This window comes from Streptococcus mitis (assembly GCF_001579045.1).
Taxonomy (GTDB): Bacteria; Bacillota; Bacilli; order Lactobacillales; family Streptococcaceae; genus Streptococcus; species Streptococcus mitis_D.
Genome location: NZ_KQ970262.1, coordinates 61714 through 79222, shown reverse-complemented (window position 1 = coordinate 79222; position 17509 = coordinate 61714). Strand labels below are relative to the sequence as shown.

Genomic DNA, 17509 nt, shown 5'->3' with positions numbered 1-17509 from the left:
TAGAATTTTTTCCGATACTAATTCATTCAGATTTTGCCCTTTTTTGCACCCTATACACAAAAAAAGCCTACTGACCAAGCTAGAAAGCTTGATACAATAGGCTTTTCAAAGGCTGATTATTTAACAGCGTCTTTAAGAGCTTTACCAGCTTTGAATGCTGGAACTTTAGAAGCTGCAATTGTGATTTCTTTACCAGTTTGTGGGTTGCGACCTTTACGTGCCGCACGCTCACGAACTTCAAAGTTACCAAAACCGATCAATTGAACTTTTTCACCAGCTGCAAGGTAGTCAGCTACTGCTGCGAATACAGCTTCAACTGCTGCTGCTGAGTCTTTCTTAGTCAATTCTGTAGCTTCTGCTACTTTAGCGATCAAATCTTGTTTGTTTGCCATGTTAATGATTCCTCCAAATTAATTTCTAATTAACAACTATAATCATATCCTAAAATCCCTTTTAGGTCAAGTTAAAAGTGCTATTTCTTCCCATTTTCTTTATTTTTTTAGGAGTGGTAACGTACCAAAATAGCCCAAGCGTTCTCACCCGTGTGAGTTTGAATAATGGAACCCGTTTCCAAAACAGAAATTGGCTGTTCAACATAAGCTTGTAAGCTTTCTTTCATCTCTTTTGCCCAATCAGCACTACCAGAATATGAAATTCCAATCTCTGCTACAGAACGGTCAGAGAGCAATGTTATCAACTCATCCAACCATTTTTTAAAAGTTTTAGCTCCACGCCCTTTAACCATTGGTTGCAATTCATGATCTTTCATCTGCATGACAACACGGATATTGAGAAGTGAGCTTAACAATCCAGTTACACGACCAATTCGTCCACCTTTTACTAGATTTTCTAGAGTAGAAACGCCAATATAGAGCTCTGTATGGTTTTTTACTTCTTCTACATGAGACAGAATTTCCTCCATATCTTTGCCTTCTTGTGCTAATTTAGCAGCTTCGACAACTTGGAATTTCAAGGCTTGGTCAGTGAAGGAACTGTCAATAACTGTTACGTCAGCAGTAGATAAACTAGCACCTTGGCGCGCTGCTTCTACAGTACCTGAAAGGGCATGGGACATATGAATAGCAAGAATCTGACTGACATCCTTGCACAAGTCTTCAAAAACTTCAGCGAAAACACCTACAGGTGGTTGACTTGTTTTAGGAAGGTTCTTACTTTCTTGCATCAACTGAAGAAACTTACCTTCTTCTTTCAAATCAGCATCAGAATAAACAACATTATCAATCATTACAGATAATGGAACAATTGTAATATCTAATTGCTTTACTAGTTCTGGTTCAATAGTAACAGATGAATCGGTTACAATCTTAATTTTTGTCATAGTATCAATCTTTCTATTTTAGGATTCAGATTGGTTTTCTTACTTCTAATTATATCAAAAAAAGATTAAAAATCCTAATGGAGTCACTCAAATTTTCCGTAAAAATTTGATATAATCAACTTATAAGAAAAGAGGTGTCCTATGATTAAAAAAATTTATCCTATTTTAACCATTTTACTAGGTGCTGCTATTTATGCTTTTGGGCTGACTTATTTTGTAGTTCCTCATCATCTCTTTGAAGGAGGGGCGACAGGTATTACCCTCATCACCTTTTATCTTTTTAAAATACCTGTTTCTCTCATGAACCTGCTGATTAACATTCCCCTTTTCATCCTAGCTTGGAAAATATTTGGAGCAAAATCTCTCTATTCTAGTTTGCTTGGAACCTTAGCCTTATCCGCCTGGTTAGCCTTTTTTGAGCGTATTCCACTTCATATTGATCTTCAAGGTGATTTACTAATCACAGCCCTTATAGCAGGAATCCTATTGGGAATTGGCCTTGGAATTATTTTTAATGCTGGAGGTACAACTGGCGGAACTGATATTCTAGCTCGTATTATCAACAAATACACTCATATATCTATGGGAAAGCTGCTCTTTATCTTAGATTTTTGTATTCTCATGCTCATTCTCCTAATCTTCAAGGACTTGAGATTGGTTTCCTACACGCTCTTATTTGATTTTATTGTTTCTCGTGTTATTGATTTGATTGGTGAAGGAGGATATGCTGGTAAAGGCTTTATGATTATCACAAAACGTCCTGACCAACTTGCTAAAGCAATCAATGATGACCTAGGAAGAGGTGTTACTTTTATTTCCGGTCAAGGCTACTATAGTCAAAAAGATTTGAAGATTATCTACTGTATTGTCGGAAGAAATGAAATTGTAAAAATGAAGGAAATGATTCATCGAATTGATCCTCAAGCCTTTATCACTATTACAGAAGCCCATGAAATCCTTGGAGAAGGATTCACCTTTGAAAAAGAATAAAAAGAGGTAATGTCGTGACCTCAAAAGTTAGACTTATTCATCTATCTTTTGGGTTACAAACAACCTCTTTTTTAATTACCCAAACTACTCTTAAGACCAATTCCGAGCAACTTCTTCATCTGCCTTTAACTGATCCACTAATTGGTCAACTGAGTCAAATTTGGTCATATCTCGAATGCGATCAAGCCAATAAACCATGACGGTTTCCCCATAAATATCTTGATTAAAATCAAAAATATTGACTTCAAAACGTGCTTCTTCTCCATCAAAGGTCACATTTTTCCCGACACTAGCCATAGCACGATACTTCTGTCTTTGAATCTCAACATCAACGACATAAACGCCATCTGCTGGCATATAAGTACGATCTAAAAGCACCAAATTAGCTGTTGGATAACCAATCGTACGACCACGAGCATTGCCATGAACCACCATCCCTCTTGATGGAAGCGGTGCCCCCAAAAGTTCTCCTGCTTCTTTCACATTTCCATCTAAAATAGCTTGACGGATACGAGTTGAACTAATCTTTCCTTTCTCATCTTCTACAGGTGGAACAATGATAACTTCTCCATCAAAGTAATCCTTTAAATCTTCTGCTGTTTTTTTGTCAGAACCAAATGTATAATCAAAACCTGCAACAATAATTTTGGCATTCATAGCCTTGATATAAGTTGCAAAAAATTCTTCTGCCGTGAGACTAGCGAATTGACTACTAAAATCAAGGAGATATAATTCCTCTACACCTTCACGCTTTAATTTTCTTTCACGTTCAGCAGGATTTAAAATATGTAAAAACAAATCTGGATGATAAGGCTCTAAAGCAATCTTTGGTGATTCATTAAAGGTCATAACCACGATAGGCAATAAATCCTTTCTCGCAGCCTTATTGGCAACACGAAATAATTCTTGATGCCCCTTATGTATGCCATCAAAATAGCCAAGAACAACGACTGAATCAGATGGTGTGCCAATATCTTTTTGGTTTTTTATAGGAATAGTAATAATCATAAACTAATTATATCATAGCGATAGCTATTTCTGGAACAGAAAATCTGAAATGTCATTTTTTTAACCTGAAGTGTACTATTTTAGAAGAATTTTATTTTTGAAATCAGAAAAACGCATTATACCAGGCATTAAAAGCTTGATACAATGCGTTTTTTATGAAAAGATTTAATGGGTTTTCTAACAAAATGAATTTCCAGCAGTATTTCCGCTTTCTATTAATAAGTTCCTTCTTCACCTTGGCTAGTCAAGATAACAGGTCCATCTTTCGTAATGACAAATTGGTGTTCATACTGACATGACAATCCACCGTCAATGGTCTTATGCGCCCAACCGGTCTTCATATCTGTATCAATTTCCCAGTCACCTGTATTAATCATCGGTTCAATGGTCAGTACCATGCCTTCACGAAGACGGAGTCCACGACCTGCAATACCATAGTTAGGAACCATTGGTTCTTCGTGCATGGTTGGGCCAACACCATGACCAACCAAATCACGCACTACACCGTAACCACGACTTTCAGCATATTCTTGAATAGCTGCACCGATATCACCGATACGATTTCCAACAACAGCTTGTTCAATCCCCTTGTACATAGCTTCTTTGGTTACATCCATCAAGTTTTTGACTTCTTTGGACGGTGTACCTACAGCATAAGCCCAACAAGAGTCTGCTAGACCACCAGAATAGCTCTGAGTGTATTTCTTCATTTGATCAACATTGTTGAAGTTTAATTTTGAGACATTCAGGTCAGATTTAGCAATTGGACCTCCCAAAACCATATCAACTTTGAGCAAATCACCATCTTTCAAGATATAGTGACGAGGGAAAGCATGAGCCACTTCATCATTAAGAGAGCAACAGGTAGCATAAGGATAGTCCATCATGGCACCATCAACCCCAATCTGAAGCGGAAGGAAATTTTCTTCCTTACAACGACGGCGGACATACTCTTCAACTTCCCACATATCTACGCCAGGCTTAATCAAATCACGTAAGCCGATATGAATACTTGCTAGAAAATCTCCAGCCTTGTCCATAGCTTCGATTTCACGAGCTGATTTTAATGTTATCATTATTTCTCCTAGTTTCTAATTAATTTTAACAGTCACATTTGCTTTTGAAACAATCTGGTGACCATTATAAATATCGTAATCAATAATAGCTGATCGTCTCGTATGATGGATAATACGTGCTTGAATGCGCAGTATATCATCTATCTGAACAGCCTGCAAAAAGTAGATCAGCATTTGCTCGATGATGAGATTGCGACCACTATTCACAACTAAATCTTGGGTCATGTGAGTCAGTATCTCCGCCAATACACCGTTAGCTAAAACACCGTTTTTCTCAAGCATAAAGGGTTCCACTGTAATCACTACTTCATCATGGTGATAAGAAAGTTTTTGACCAATTTGCTCAGAAAAAGTCGGTAGAGCAGAAACTTGGGAACGACTCATCTTCTCCATGACATCTCGTCGCGTCACAACTCCAAGCAAGGTTTGATTATTCCGAACAACCGGTACCATTTCAAAGTCTTCAGCAATCATCCGTTGACTCACATTGGCAATATTTGTCGATAATCCAACTAAAAATAGACTACGAGACATGACCTTATCAATTGTAGTACTTGGTGACTTATCACCAGCATCTCTCATGGTTACAACGCCAACAACAACCTGATGTTGGTTAATAACTGGAAAACGACTGCTACGATTCTTGCGTACCAAGTCCAAATAATCTTTAACAGTGTCTGTCTCTCTCAGAAAACCATATTCATGACTTGGACGATAAAGCTTCTCAACTGTCAAAATAACAGTCTTGATTTGGACATTTGACAAGGCTTTATTGATCATAGTCGCAACAGTGAAAGTGTCATGCTTGCTTCTCAGAACAGGAATTCCTTTTTGATTGGCCAGTTTAAGAACATCATCATGAACCTGAAATCCACCTGTAACCAGAACGGCATTTTCATTTTCAAGTGCTAACAGTTGGATACGGGTACGGTCTCCGACAATCAAGAGTCCCCCATCATGAAGGTAAGACAAAATATTTTGTTCGGTCATAGCACCGATTGAAAACTTACTAAATTCTCTCTCTAAACCTTCTTGCCCAGCCAGAATCTCAGAAGAAGTCACTTCTGCAATTTCAGCAAAAGTTAATCTTTCAATCGCAACTTTCTGGGATTTAACACGTATAGTACCACTTCTTGGTCGAGTCTCTACAATTCCACGATTTTCAGCTTCTTTAATGGCCCGATAAGCAGTTCCATCACTGACTCCCAGATGATTTGAAATACTACGAACACTGACCCTTTTACCTACTGGTAATTCCTCCAAATAGCTTAGAATTTCCTGATGCTTACTCATTGAATTCTCCTTTTACATACCGAAATTCAAGATAATCCCGCATTTTCCTTGTATAGCGATCACTTCCTTTAAACTGACGAATCAATCGAAATCCAGACTTAAGGGCAACCCGTTGACTAGCTTCATTTTCAAGATGGGTAATGATGGATAATTGTTTTAAGCCAAATTCCTCAAAAGAAAGCTGACAAATTTTTCTAACAACTTCTGTCATAAATCCTTGCGACCAAGCATCTTTTCTCAAAAAATAGCCAAGCTCAGCTTCTTTTTTGATTTCATCTAACTTCTCAAATTTAATAGAACCAATCATTTGTTGATTTTTCTGGTCACAAATTGCCCACACTCCCAAAGGGGACTTCATAAAGTAATTGGCCAGTGCATATTGACTTTCTTCCAGACTTGCCTGAGTCGGGAAAATAAATTGAAGATTTTCTGGATTCGAAGCTATCTCATGGAAGTCCTGACTATCACTAAAAAAGAAAGGACGCAAATACAAGCGATCCGTTTCAAAAAAAGAAAACATTGCTAATTTGGTCCAAATATTCATAAACACCTCTACGGTTTAATCCTCAACAAGTGTAATATCCGCTCCTAGATTACGTAATTTTTCGATAATATCAGAATAACCACGTAAGATAAACTCGATATTGGTAATTTCAGTTTGTCCCTCGGCCATCAAACCAGCAATAACCAAAGCTGCACCAGCTCTCAGGTCAGTTGCTTTAACACTGGCTCCACGTAAATCACGACCACCTGTGTACAAAATATGACCATTTGTCGTCGAAATGTCCGCATCCATCTTTGCTAGTTCAAAAACATGATTTACACGTTTTTCGTAAATCGTATCGACAATTGTACCACGACCATTCGCTCTTAGTAAAAGTGGGGTAATCGGTTGTTGCAAATCAGTTGCAAAGCCTGGGTAAGGAGCTGTCTTAATATTGATTGCTTTCAAATTAGACTGCTCTTCGACAAAAATGCTGTCTTCAGATACAGTCATTCTCACTCCCATTTCTTCCAGCTTAGCAATAAATCCTTCTAAGTGTTCGTAAAGAACATTATTTATACGAATTCCCTTGCCGACTGCAGCAGCTAAAGAAATATAGGTTCCAGCTTCAATGCGGTCTGGAATCACCTGATGACGGGTTCCATGTAATCTTTCAACACCATCAATAATGATGATATTAGTTCCTGCACCACGGATATGGGCTCCCATATTATTCAAGAGGGTAGCTACATCAATAATTTCAGGTTCACGGGCTGCATTTTCAATAATAGTACGACCATTCGCTTTAACCGCAGCAATCATCGTATTGATCGTTGCCCCTACACTAACCGTGTCCATGTAAATACTTGCACCATGAAGTCCTGTATCTTTAGCAGATAACTTCATGTTATCTCCCTCGTAGCTAACAGTGGCACCCATAGCTTCAAAAGCCTTAAGGTGTAGGTCAATCGGACGAGGACCAAGATCACATCCTCCCGGTAAACCAACTGTCGCTTCACTAAAACGGCCTAAGAGGCTCCCATAAAAATAGTAAGATGCACGAAGACTATTAATTTTCCCATAAGGCATTGGAATATTTTGAACACCTCTTGGATCAATCTCCAAGACATCGTCATAACGCTTAACAGTAGCTCCCATCAATTCCATGATTTCGACAAGACTTGCTACATCCGAAATATCTGGAACACAATCCAAAGTCACCACATCATCAGCCAAGATAATAGCCGGAATTAAGGCTACAACACTATTTTTAGCACCACTAATAGTGATTTCACCTTGCAGTGGTAATCCGCCATTGATAACAATTTTTCTCATTCTAAGTTTTCAATACTCTTTCAAGATTTCTAATAAGGTCTTTAAAATAAAGTATATCATAAATTTATCCTTTTTTCCATCCTTTTCAATTATATTGGATAAATCAAAGTTGACGAGTTAGTAACTGAATTACTAATACTCAATGAAAATCAAAAAGCAAACTAGGAAGCTAGCCGCAGGCTGCTCAAAACACTGCTTTAAGGTTGTAGATAGAACTGACGAAGTCAGCTCAAAACACTGTTTTGAGGTTGTGGATAGAACTGACGAAGTCAGTTACCTATACCTACGGCAAGGCGATATTGACGTGGTTTGAAGAGATTTTCGAAGAGTATAATCTTTCTCGAAGCGCTATTACCCCCTTTTTTGCCCCCTAAATACAAAAATAGCCCTTCGGAAAAAATCCGAGGGGCTAGAAACGTTGTTAAATCAACGGCCGAACTTTTGAATTTCAAGGTTCGGGATAAAATAGTTCAGTGAACTATTTTATTTTTTCAAGTTGTAGAATGATTTCAATCCACGGTATTCAGCTACTTCACCAAGTTGGTCTTCGATGCGAAGCAATTGGTTATATTTAGCGATACGGTCTGTACGTGAAAGTGAACCAGTCTTGATTTGTCCTGCGTTAGTTGCAACTGCGATGTCAGCGATTGTTGAATCTTCAGTTTCACCTGAACGGTGTGATACAACGGCAGTGTAACCAGCTTCTTTCGCCATTTCGATAGCGTCGAATGTTTCAGTAAGAGTACCGATTTGGTTAACTTTAATAAGGATTGAGTTAGCAGCACCTTCTGCAATACCTTTTTCAAGATAAGAAGTGTTTGTTACGAAGAAGTCGTCACCAACCAATTGAACTTTACCACCAAGACGTTCAGTAAGAGCTTTCCAACCGTCCCAGTCATTTTCATCCATACCATCTTCGATAGTGATGATTGGGTATTTGTTTACCAATTCTTCAAGGTAATCGATTTGTTCTGCAGCAGTACGTACAGCTGCTCCTTCACCTTCGAATTTAGTGTAGTCGTAAACTTTACGTTCTTTATCGTAAAATTCTGATGAAGCACAGTCAAATCCGATAAATACGTCTTTACCAGGAACATATCCAGCAGCTTCGATAGCAGCAAGGATAGTTTCAACTCCGTCTTCAGTTCCTTCAAAACGAGGAGCGAATCCACCTTCGTCACCTACGGCTGTTTCCAAACCACGAGATTTAAGGATTTTCTTAAGAGCATGGAAGATTTCAGCACCCCAACGAAGAGCTTCTTTGAATGATGGCGCACCAGCAGGTACAATCATGAATTCTTGGAAAGCGATTGGAGCGTCAGAGTGAGAACCACCGTTGATGATGTTCATCATTGGAGTTGGAAGAACTTTAGTGTTGAATCCACCTAGGTAGCTGTAAAGTGGGATTTCAAGGTAGTCAGCAGCAGCACGAGCTACAGCGATAGACACACCAAGGATTGCGTTTGCACCCAATTTACCTTTGTTAGGAGTACCGTCAAGAGCGATCATAGCACGGTCGATAGCTTGTTGATCACGTACATCGTAGCCAATGATAGCTTCAGCAATGATGTTGTTTACGTTGTCAACAGCTTTTTGTGTACCAAGACCACCGTAACGAGATTTGTCACCGTCGCGAAGTTCAACTGCTTCGTGTTCACCAGTAGAAGCTCCTGATGGAACCATACCACGTCCGAAAGCACCTGATTCAGTGTAAACTTCTACTTCAAGTGTTGGGTTACCGCGTGAGTCTAGGACTTCGCGAGCGTAAACATCAGTAATAATTGACATTTTTTACTCTCCTTATGAGTTAAATTTTTTACACCTCTATAATACCTTAAAAACCCTCCTTTTTCAAGAAAAAACGTTATCTTTGTGCAAATTTTCCTTAACTTTATAAAGTAATCGCTTTCTTTTGTCTGTTTTATTCTAACTTTTATGATATACTGTTTTCATGACAGATTTATCAAAACAATTACTTGAAAAAGCTCATGGTGGAGCAAAATTAAATCCGGATGAGCAAAGACACTATCTTGGTACTTTTGAGGAAAGAGTTCTTGGATATGCAGATATTGACACAGCAAATAGCCCTCAGTTAGAAAAAGGCTTTTTATCTATTTTAGAAAAACTTCAGGAAAAAGCAGATCCACTATTTGTGAAGATTTCACCAAACATCAAATTTGACAAGCAAGTTTTCTACTTGAAAGAAGCAAAAGAAACCAATAGTCAAGCTACCATTGTATCTGAAGAGCATACTTCTTCTCCTTTTGGCCTGATTATCCATAGCAATGCACCAGTTCAAGTAGAAGAAAAGAACCTTCGACTTGCTTTTGCAAAACTTTGGGAAGTTAAAAAGGAAGAACCAGCCAAAACATCCTTATGGAAAAAATGGTTTGGCTAAATCTTGCGCATATTTAATAAATGCCCTATATTGGCAGCCGTGCGCTCCAGATAGAGACTGGCATTTTTCAAACTATCTTCTAAAGGTTCGTTTTTCTCTAAAATAGAAAAGGCAGCTTGGATATTTTCAAATGGTAGGGATGGTAAATCTTCAGCAAGACTACCACAAATAGCAATGACAGGAACTCCGACAGGGGTTCTTTTTGCTACGCCTATCGGCGCTTTACCTGCTAAACTTTGACGATCTAGCCTTCCTTCTCCAATAATAACCAAATCAGCATCTGAAACTTTCTTATCAAAGTTGATTAGGTCCAAGCAGGTATCAATTCCAGACACGATATTTGCCTGAGCAAAGGCACACAAACCACCAGCAATGCCTCCACCAGCTCCTGCTCCTTTAATTTCCAATGTTACAGGTGAGACTTTTTCATAAAAATCTTGGATTGCCTGATCTACGACTGCAAACATAGTAGGATCTAAACCTTTTTGCTTTCCAAAAGTGTAAGTCGCACCTTGATGACCACATAAGGGACTCGCGACATCTGCTAAAATACGAATTTGAACATCTTCAGGAATTTCATAGCGATTTTCTGTTGAAACAGAAGCTAATTTTAGTAAGGATTGACCGCATGCAGGTAAGACATTTCCATCCGCATCATAAAATTGATAACCTAAACCAGCAGCGATCCCAATTCCTCCGTCATTACTGGCCGTACCACCAACGCCGATATAGATTTCTTTAATCCCTTGAGCAATGAGATGACGAATCAACTCTCCAATACCACAAGTCTGGATTTGAAGTGGATTTCGTTTCTCTATCGGAATTTTTCCAAGGCCAACTAAGTCAGCCACTTCAAATAGTGCCAGTTGTTCTTTTTGAAAATAGCGTATGGCTTCTTTTTGGCCAAAAGGGCCTGTAACTTGAATCCATTTTTCTTCTAGGTCAAGAGAATGTCGGATAGCATCTACAGTACCTTCTCCCCCATCACCAACAGGGCAGAGGAGACATTCTACATCTGCTATCGATTGTTGGAAGCCTCTTTTAATAGCTTCAGCTACCTCTTCAGCGGTCAAGCTTTCCTTAAACGAATCTGGTGCAATTACAATCTTCATATTTTTCCCTCATTCTAAAAAGTCAATCAAAGGAAGAACTTCTAAAAAATCCCTCTTGTCAACATGATGTGGTATTTCTTTTTTGAGTACCTCTTTGGCACAAAAAGCAATTCCCAGTCCTGCAGACTTTAGCATTAATAAATCATTAGCCCCATCACCGATTGCAATCGTTCTTTCTTTAGAAAGTTTTAGTTCCTTTCTCCATTGTTCCAGAGTCTCTTTTTTAACCTCGGGACTAATAATTTGTCCAACTAATTTTCCTGTTAGATGATCGTCTTTAACTTCAAGTTGATTGGCAGAGAAATAGGCAATGCCAAGTGATTTTGCTAATCTATCAACTATTGGTGTAAATCCACCAGACACCAGACCAACTAGGATGCCGTTCTTTTGGAGAATAGAGATAAATTTCTGGGCATTTGGCGTTAGATGAATAGTGTTGAAGACTTTATCAAAAACCGAAACAGGAAGACCTTCCAACAAGGAAACTCTTTTTCTTAAACTGCTTTCAAAGTCTAACTCTCCTCGCATTGCTCGACTTGTAATCAGCGAAATTTCCTCCTCACGACCTACCTCACTTCCCAAAAGATCAATCACTTCTTCTAGGATTAAGGTTCCATCAACATCCATAACACACAAGCCTTTTACTTGAAGCATCAGTTCTCCTTTCTAAACAGCCCAAAAATCGTATGAAGTCATCATACGATTTTATCTATTAATTAACTAAACTATGGTACAAATCAAGGTATGACCTGCAGGCTGTATCCCATGAGAAATCACACTCCATAGCTTGTTTTTGTAGGTTTCTCCAAATGTCTGGATTATTTCTATACAAGTCCAAAGCTGTTTGGAAAGTCCAATTTAACCAATAAGGAGATAGATTGTCAAAGCTAAAGCCAGTACCGTTTCCTTCGATTGGATTGAAAGCGCGAACTGTATCTCGCAAGCCTCCAACTTCATGGACCAATGGCAAGGTTCCGTAACGCATAGCCATCATTTGAGACAAGCCACACGGTTCGAAACGACTCGGCATGAGGAAGAGGTCACAAGCAGCGTAGATTTCTTGAGCTAGTTTGACATCAAAAGTGATATTTGCTGATAACTTGTCTGGGTATATTTGAGCAAACCATGAGAAAGCCTCTTCAAAGGCTGGATCACCAGTTCCCAAAAGAACAATCTGAACATCATTTTGCAAGATATGGTGAAGACTTTCGACCACCACATCAAAACCTTTTTGACGTGTCAAACGAGAAACAATTCCCACCAGTGGAACGTCAGCTCTAACTGGTAAGCCAACTCTTTCTTGCAAGTTTGCCTTATTTTTGGCTTTTCCAGACAAATCTTCCTGATTGAAATGATAGTCTAAAAGAGCATCCGTCTGAGGATTATAAAGATCAGCATCAATCCCATTCACGATACCAGACACCTTGCCAGACTCCATTCGAAGAATTTGATCCAAGTTACATCCGAACTGACTGGTCATAATTTCATGAGCATAGCTAGGCGAAACAGTTGAAACACGGTCAGCATAAAGAATACCAGCCTTCATCCAGTTCAGACAGTTGTTCCATCGAAGGGTGCCATCAGCATAACGTTCAAAGCCGACTCCAAACAAATCCCATAACATTCCTTCTGAAAATTGTCCTTGGAATTCCAAATTATGAATGGTTAAAACAGTTTTTATTCCTTGATAGGCTTGAATCCAACGGTATTTTTCCTTTAACAAGAAAGGAATCATAGCTGTATGGTAGTCATGAACATGGAGAAGGTCAGGAATAAAGTCAATCCTTTCCATAGCCTCAATGGCAGCCAGTTGGAAAAAGGCAAAGCGTTCTCCGTCGTCAAAATCACCGTAAACATGACCGCGGAAGAAATAATATTGGTTGTCAATAAAGTAGAAGGTCACACCATTTAGTACTGTTTTCTTAATCCCACAGTACTGTCTGCGCCAACCAACACTCACCTCAAAATGAAGAATATCTTCAATTTGATTTCCAAATTTAGCCTCTACCATGTCATAGTAGGGTAAAATCACTGCAACTTCATGTCCAGCTTTTACCAGTGATTTTGGAAGAGCGCCAATAACGTCTCCCAAACCACCTGTTTTTGAAAAGGGTGCACCCTCTGCTGCTACAAATAAAATTTTCATGAATGAATATCCTCTGTTACTTTGCTACCTTTCTTAACAACAACTGGATGTTCTGTAGTTCCACGAATCACAACACCAGGCTCAACTTCAACACCCTTGTCCAAGATAGCATATTCTACCTGAGCACCTTCTCCAATAACAACACGAGGGAAAAGTAAGCTATCTTTAACCAAGCTATCCTTGTGGACATGAATATTACGTGATAGAACAGAATTTGCCACTTGACCTTCAATGATACTACCAGATGCAAACTGAGAAGTACTTACCTTAGATGTATTAGCATAGTAAGTTGGCTCTTCATTTTTAACCTTTGTATAAATCTTTTGGTTTGGCGAGAAGAGAGAGTAGAATTTTTGCGATTCAAGCATATCGATATTCGCTTGATAATAAGACTCTACAGAATGAATATTTGCAAGGTAGCCTGTGTACTCGTAGGCGAAAGCTCCCTCTTTTGCAGCCAAATCCCGTAAAACATAACGCAACTTCTCTGGATGTTCTTTTTTAGCTTCTTCTTCCAAGCGTTCAATCAACCAAGGTGTATCAACGACAAAAATATCTGTAGACATATTGAACGTTTCAGCTGTTGACTTGCTATCAAAGAGTTTATGAGAAAGAACATGGTCTGTTTCATCCACTTCTAAGATTGCATTTACTTCTGAAATATCTTTCTTAGCTAGTTTTTTATAAACTACAGTGATAGGCCCTTTTGTTGTACTATGTAGGTGGAAAACTTGCTTCAAATCAATGTTAATCAAAACATCACAGTTGAGTGAAACTGTTTGGTTTGACCCAGAACGTTTCAAATAAGTGAGCAGCTGTTGGTAATATTCTTTTCCTACTGTGCTACTCTCAACGCGTGTATTGTAAATTCCTAGATAGTAATGGCTAAGAAGGGTTGACAAGCCCCACTCGCGTCCTGAACGAATGTGGTCAAAGACTGAGCTGATATTATCCTGCTGGAAAATACCAAAGACGCTGCGAACACCTGCATTAGCAAGGCTTGAAAGTGGGAAGTCAATCAAACGATATTTCCCACCAAATGGCAAACTTGCTACTGGACGGTGGTCTGTCAATGTTGACATATCGTGAAAACCAACTGTGTTTCCTAAAATGGCAGAATATTTATCAATCTTCATCTGTTGCTACCCCCACTACTTCATCATATCCTACTACTTCTACTTCCTCTGTTCCATCAATTTCGACACCGTCAGAAATAATCGCACCTTCGCCAATAATAGCTCGTTTAATCTTAGCTCCCTTACCAATGATGGCTCCACTCATGATAACCGAATCAAGGACTTCTGCTCCTTCACGAACTTGTGCCCCTGTTGAAAGAATAGAATGTTTAACAGTTCCATCTACAAAACAGCCATCCACAACCAAGGAATCTTCCACATCAGCATGTTCACCAAGGAAGTTTGGTGGTGAAATCAAGTTTCTTGAGTAAATCTTCCATTGACGGTTACGGCTATCCAAGGCATTTTCTGGGGAAATGTACTCCATGTTCGCTTCCCAAAGTGACTCAATGGTACCAACATCTTTCCAGTAACCACTAAATTCGTAAGCATAAACACTTTCACCTGACTCAAGGTAATTTGGAATGACATTTTTACCAAAGTCTGACATGTCAACTTTGCTCTTTTCAGCAGCGACTAACATATTACGGAGACGTTGCCAATCAAAGATATAAATCCCCATAGAAGCTTTTGTAGATTTAGGTTGAGCTGGTTTTTCTTCAAATTCTACAATACGATTATTGGCATCTGTGTTCATGATACCAAAACGGCTTGCTTCTTTAAGAGGGACATCTAAAACTGCTACTGTCAAACTAGCATTATTATCCTTGTGAGACTGGAGCATATCATCATAGTCCATTTTGTAGATGTGGTCCCCAGACAAAATCAAGACATACTCAGGATTGACACTGTCGATATAGTCGATATTTTGGTAAATAGCGTGACTAGTCCCTTCGAACCAACGATTTCCTTCACTTGCAGAATAAGGTTGAAGAATAGAGACACCAGAATTGATACCATCTAGTCCCCAGCTTGAACCGTTTCCGATATGATTGTTGAGAGCAAGGGGTTGATACTGTGTAATGACCCCCACATTATGAATCCCTGAGTTGGCACAGTTTGATAGGGCAAAGTCAATGATACGGTAGCGCCCACCAAATTGCACAGCTGGTTTTGCGATGCTTTGAGTGAGTTTACCGAGACGAGTTCCTTGCCCACCAGCAAGAATCAAAGCTAACATTTCATTCTTCATTTTCTACTCCTTTTTGGTTTTTACTTGTGACGGTTTTTGCAGATTTCAAACGGCGTTTGATTTTCCATACACTAGCTCCCATAGCCGGTAGGGTAAAGGTCAAGGTCTGCTCATAATCTTTCCATTGTCCTTCTTGCGTTTGAACAGTTTGATTATGTTCTTTCCAAACGCCTCCCCACTCTTCCAACTCAGTATTCCATACTTCTTCGTAAATTCCTGCAACGGGTATTCCGATTGTAAAATCTTTCCGTTCAACAGGTGCCATGTTAAAGATACAGACTAACATTTCTCCCTTTTTACCCTTACGAATAAAGGAAAGAACACTCTGGTCTCGATTATCCGCATCAATGATTTCAATACCATCATAGCTGGTATCGATTTCCCACAGACAACGATGATCTTTGTAAAACTGGTTTAGCTGAGAAGTGAAATACTTCATTTTAGCATTCATAGGATCTTCTAGGTTAGACCATTCCAATTGTTCCTCAGATTTCCATTCTAGGAATTGACCGTATTCGCTCCCCATGAAGAGCAATTTCTTACCAGGGTGACAAATTTGGTAAGTGTAGAGATTGCGCAAGCCTGCGAATTGATTGTAACGATCTCCCCACATCTTATGCATCATGCTCTTCTTGCCATGAACGACTTCGTCATGTGAAAATGGTAGGAGATAGTTTTCATTGAAAACATACATAAAGCTGAAAGTAACTAAGTTAAAGTCATACTTACGGTAAATAGGGTCTTCTTCGTAGAAACGGAGGATGTCATTCATCCAGCCCATATTCCACTTATAATCAAATCCTAGACCACCAAGCTCTTTCGTCCCCGTAATCTTGGTTGCTGACGAACTTTCTTCTGCAATCATCATCACATCTGGATATTCTAACTTAATAATGTCATTCAAGCGTTGAAGGAAATAATAACCTTCATAGTTGAGATTGCCCCCATCTTTATTAGGTGTCCATGGAGCATCGTCATAGTCCAAATAGAGTATGTTGCTAACAGCATCCACACGAATACCATCCAAATGATAGACATCGATCCAATGCTTAATACAAGAAATTAAGAAGGACTGGACTTCATTTTTTCCAAGGTCAAAATTAAGGGCACCCCAACCATAGTTATGAGCCTTATTATGGTCTTGGTATTCAAAAGTCGGTGTCCCATCATAATAGGCTAAGGCATCATCATTAATGGTAAAGTGACCAGGTACCCAGTCTACGATAACCCCAATATTATGGATATGACACTCCTCAACAAAATCTTGAAACTCCTCTGGTCGACCATAAGCATGCTCTAAAGCGAAGTAACCCATAAGTTGATAACCCCAACTCAAGCCCAGAGGATGGGACATTAAAGGCATAAACTCAATATGAGTATAGTTCATTTCAACGAGATAAGGAATGAGTTCATCCTTGAGCTGGGCAAAACTATAAGGACTACCATCAGGATTTCTTTTCCATGAGCCAGCGTGAACTTCATAGATATTGACAGGACGTTCAGCAAAGCCCCAACGTTTTCTTCGTGCCAGCCAAAGTCCATCCCTCCATTTCTTTTCTGGAAGCTCTGTTACGATTGCCCCTGTTCCTGGACGAGCCTCATATCTGACAGCAAAAGGGTCAATCTTCATCAGTTGATGACCATTTTGACGTGTGACATGATATTTGTAAATATGCCCTTCTTGAGCCATGTTGGTAAAGACTTCCCAGACCCCAAAGTCATTTCTTACCATTGGAATCTGACCTTCAATCCAGTTGGTAAAATCCCCCACCAAGTGGACAGCCTGAGCATTGGGAGCCCATACACGAAATGTATAACCATACTCTCCATTTAGCTCTTCCCTATGTGCTCCTAGATAATGCTGAAGGTGAAAATTTTCTCCTGTCATAAAGGTGCGCAAAGCTTCTCTTTTATCCATAATACCTCCTCTTTTCTGTAAGCGTTTTCTATAGTTTTATTATACTACCTTTTTAGAGAAGATTCAAGTGAATTACTATATTTGGTAAAAATTCTTTTGAAAATCTTCAACAAATTCACTGATGTGTCCACTTGTAAATCAA

General features: G+C 39.1%; 17 protein-coding genes. 3 read left to right on the top strand and 14 right to left on the bottom strand.

Annotated features, from left to right (window positions below; translation table 11 throughout):
- Positions 1-116 precede the first annotated feature (116 nt).
- Complete coding sequence (locus SMIDD28_RS03315; RefSeq protein ID WP_001284637.1) at positions 117-392, bottom strand: HU family DNA-binding protein; 276 nt, start codon at positions 390-392, stop codon at positions 117-119.
- Between the two features lie 107 nt (positions 393-499).
- A complete protein-coding gene (locus SMIDD28_RS03310; RefSeq protein WP_061424703.1) occupies positions 500-1339 on the bottom strand; it encodes a DegV family protein in 840 nt (279 codons plus the stop codon).
- 141 nt (positions 1340-1480) lie between these two features.
- Between SMIDD28_RS03310 and SMIDD28_RS03305 the strand changes: the two genes are divergently transcribed.
- Complete coding sequence (locus tag SMIDD28_RS03305; protein WP_061424701.1) at positions 1481-2329, top strand: YitT family protein; 849 nt, start codon at positions 1481-1483, stop codon at positions 2327-2329.
- Between the two features lie 90 nt (positions 2330-2419).
- On the opposite strand, the gene SMIDD28_RS03300 is transcribed toward SMIDD28_RS03305, so the two are convergent.
- The 5 genes from SMIDD28_RS03300 to SMIDD28_RS03280 form a co-directional block, all read right to left on the bottom strand.
- Complete coding sequence (locus SMIDD28_RS03300) at positions 2420-3337, bottom strand: bifunctional riboflavin kinase/FAD synthetase (protein WP_000587437.1); 918 nt, start codon at positions 3335-3337, stop codon at positions 2420-2422.
- Positions 3338-3552: 215 nt separating this feature from the next.
- Positions 3553-4413, bottom strand: coding sequence for a methionyl aminopeptidase (locus SMIDD28_RS03295; RefSeq protein WP_061424698.1), 861 nt, complete (start codon positions 4411-4413; stop codon positions 3553-3555).
- A gap of 15 nt (positions 4414-4428) precedes the next feature.
- The gene (spxR, locus tag SMIDD28_RS03290; RefSeq protein WP_061424696.1) at positions 4429-5706 is read right to left on the bottom strand and encodes a CBS-HotDog domain-containing transcription factor SpxR; all 1278 of its coding nucleotides are present in this window, start codon (positions 5704-5706) and stop codon (positions 4429-4431) included.
- The gene (locus tag SMIDD28_RS03285; protein WP_061424695.1) at positions 5699-6250 is read right to left on the bottom strand and encodes a GNAT family N-acetyltransferase; all 552 of its coding nucleotides are present in this window, start codon (positions 6248-6250) and stop codon (positions 5699-5701) included. Before SMIDD28_RS03285 ends, spxR begins: the two co-directional genes overlap by 8 nt.
- A gap of 15 nt (positions 6251-6265) precedes the next feature.
- The gene (locus SMIDD28_RS03280) at positions 6266-7525 is read right to left on the bottom strand and encodes a UDP-N-acetylglucosamine 1-carboxyvinyltransferase (RefSeq protein WP_061424691.1); all 1260 of its coding nucleotides are present in this window, start codon (positions 7523-7525) and stop codon (positions 6266-6268) included.
- Positions 7526-7667: 142 nt separating this feature from the next.
- Here SMIDD28_RS03280 and SMIDD28_RS12075 point away from each other — a divergent pair, with 142 nt between their 5' ends.
- Positions 7668-7838 carry a hypothetical protein gene (locus tag SMIDD28_RS12075; RefSeq protein WP_231075128.1) on the top strand — a complete coding sequence of 57 codons (171 nt, stop codon included), beginning with the start codon at positions 7668-7670 and terminating at the stop codon, positions 7836-7838.
- Positions 7839-8008: 170 nt separating this feature from the next.
- Here SMIDD28_RS12075 and eno read toward each other — a convergent pair whose 3' ends face one another.
- The gene (eno, locus tag SMIDD28_RS03275; protein WP_000022821.1) at positions 8009-9313 is read right to left on the bottom strand and encodes a surface-displayed alpha-enolase; all 1305 of its coding nucleotides are present in this window, start codon (positions 9311-9313) and stop codon (positions 8009-8011) included.
- Between the two features lie 163 nt (positions 9314-9476).
- On the opposite strand from eno, the gene SMIDD28_RS03270 reads away from it, so the two are divergent.
- A complete protein-coding gene (locus SMIDD28_RS03270; protein ID WP_061424689.1) occupies positions 9477-9923 on the top strand; it encodes a DUF1694 domain-containing protein in 447 nt (148 codons plus the stop codon).
- On the opposite strand, the gene SMIDD28_RS03265 is transcribed toward SMIDD28_RS03270, so the two are convergent.
- From SMIDD28_RS03265 to glgB, 6 genes are read right to left on the bottom strand one after another with little or no spacing between them, the layout of a single operon-like run.
- Positions 9920-11035: a glycerate kinase gene (locus SMIDD28_RS03265; RefSeq protein WP_061424687.1), complete on the bottom strand. Its 1116-nt coding sequence runs from the start codon at positions 11033-11035 to the stop codon at positions 9920-9922. The genes SMIDD28_RS03270 and SMIDD28_RS03265 overlap by 4 nt on opposite strands.
- Positions 11036-11044: 9 nt before the next feature.
- Complete coding sequence (gene serB, locus SMIDD28_RS03260) at positions 11045-11689, bottom strand: phosphoserine phosphatase SerB (protein ID WP_061424683.1); 645 nt, start codon at positions 11687-11689, stop codon at positions 11045-11047.
- 58 nt (positions 11690-11747) lie between these two features.
- Positions 11748-13181: a glycogen synthase GlgA gene (glgA, locus tag SMIDD28_RS03255; protein ID WP_061424681.1), complete on the bottom strand. Its 1434-nt coding sequence runs from the start codon at positions 13179-13181 to the stop codon at positions 11748-11750.
- Complete coding sequence (gene glgD / locus SMIDD28_RS03250) at positions 13178-14317, bottom strand: glucose-1-phosphate adenylyltransferase subunit GlgD (protein WP_061424679.1); 1140 nt, start codon at positions 14315-14317, stop codon at positions 13178-13180. Before glgD ends, glgA begins: the two co-directional genes overlap by 4 nt.
- Positions 14307-15449, bottom strand: coding sequence for a glucose-1-phosphate adenylyltransferase (locus SMIDD28_RS03245; protein WP_061424677.1), 1143 nt, complete (start codon positions 15447-15449; stop codon positions 14307-14309). Before SMIDD28_RS03245 ends, glgD begins: the two co-directional genes overlap by 11 nt.
- The gene (gene glgB / locus SMIDD28_RS03240; protein WP_061424675.1) at positions 15439-17367 is read right to left on the bottom strand and encodes a 1,4-alpha-glucan branching protein GlgB; all 1929 of its coding nucleotides are present in this window, start codon (positions 17365-17367) and stop codon (positions 15439-15441) included. Before glgB ends, SMIDD28_RS03245 begins: the two co-directional genes overlap by 11 nt.
- Positions 17368-17509 lie beyond the last annotated feature (142 nt).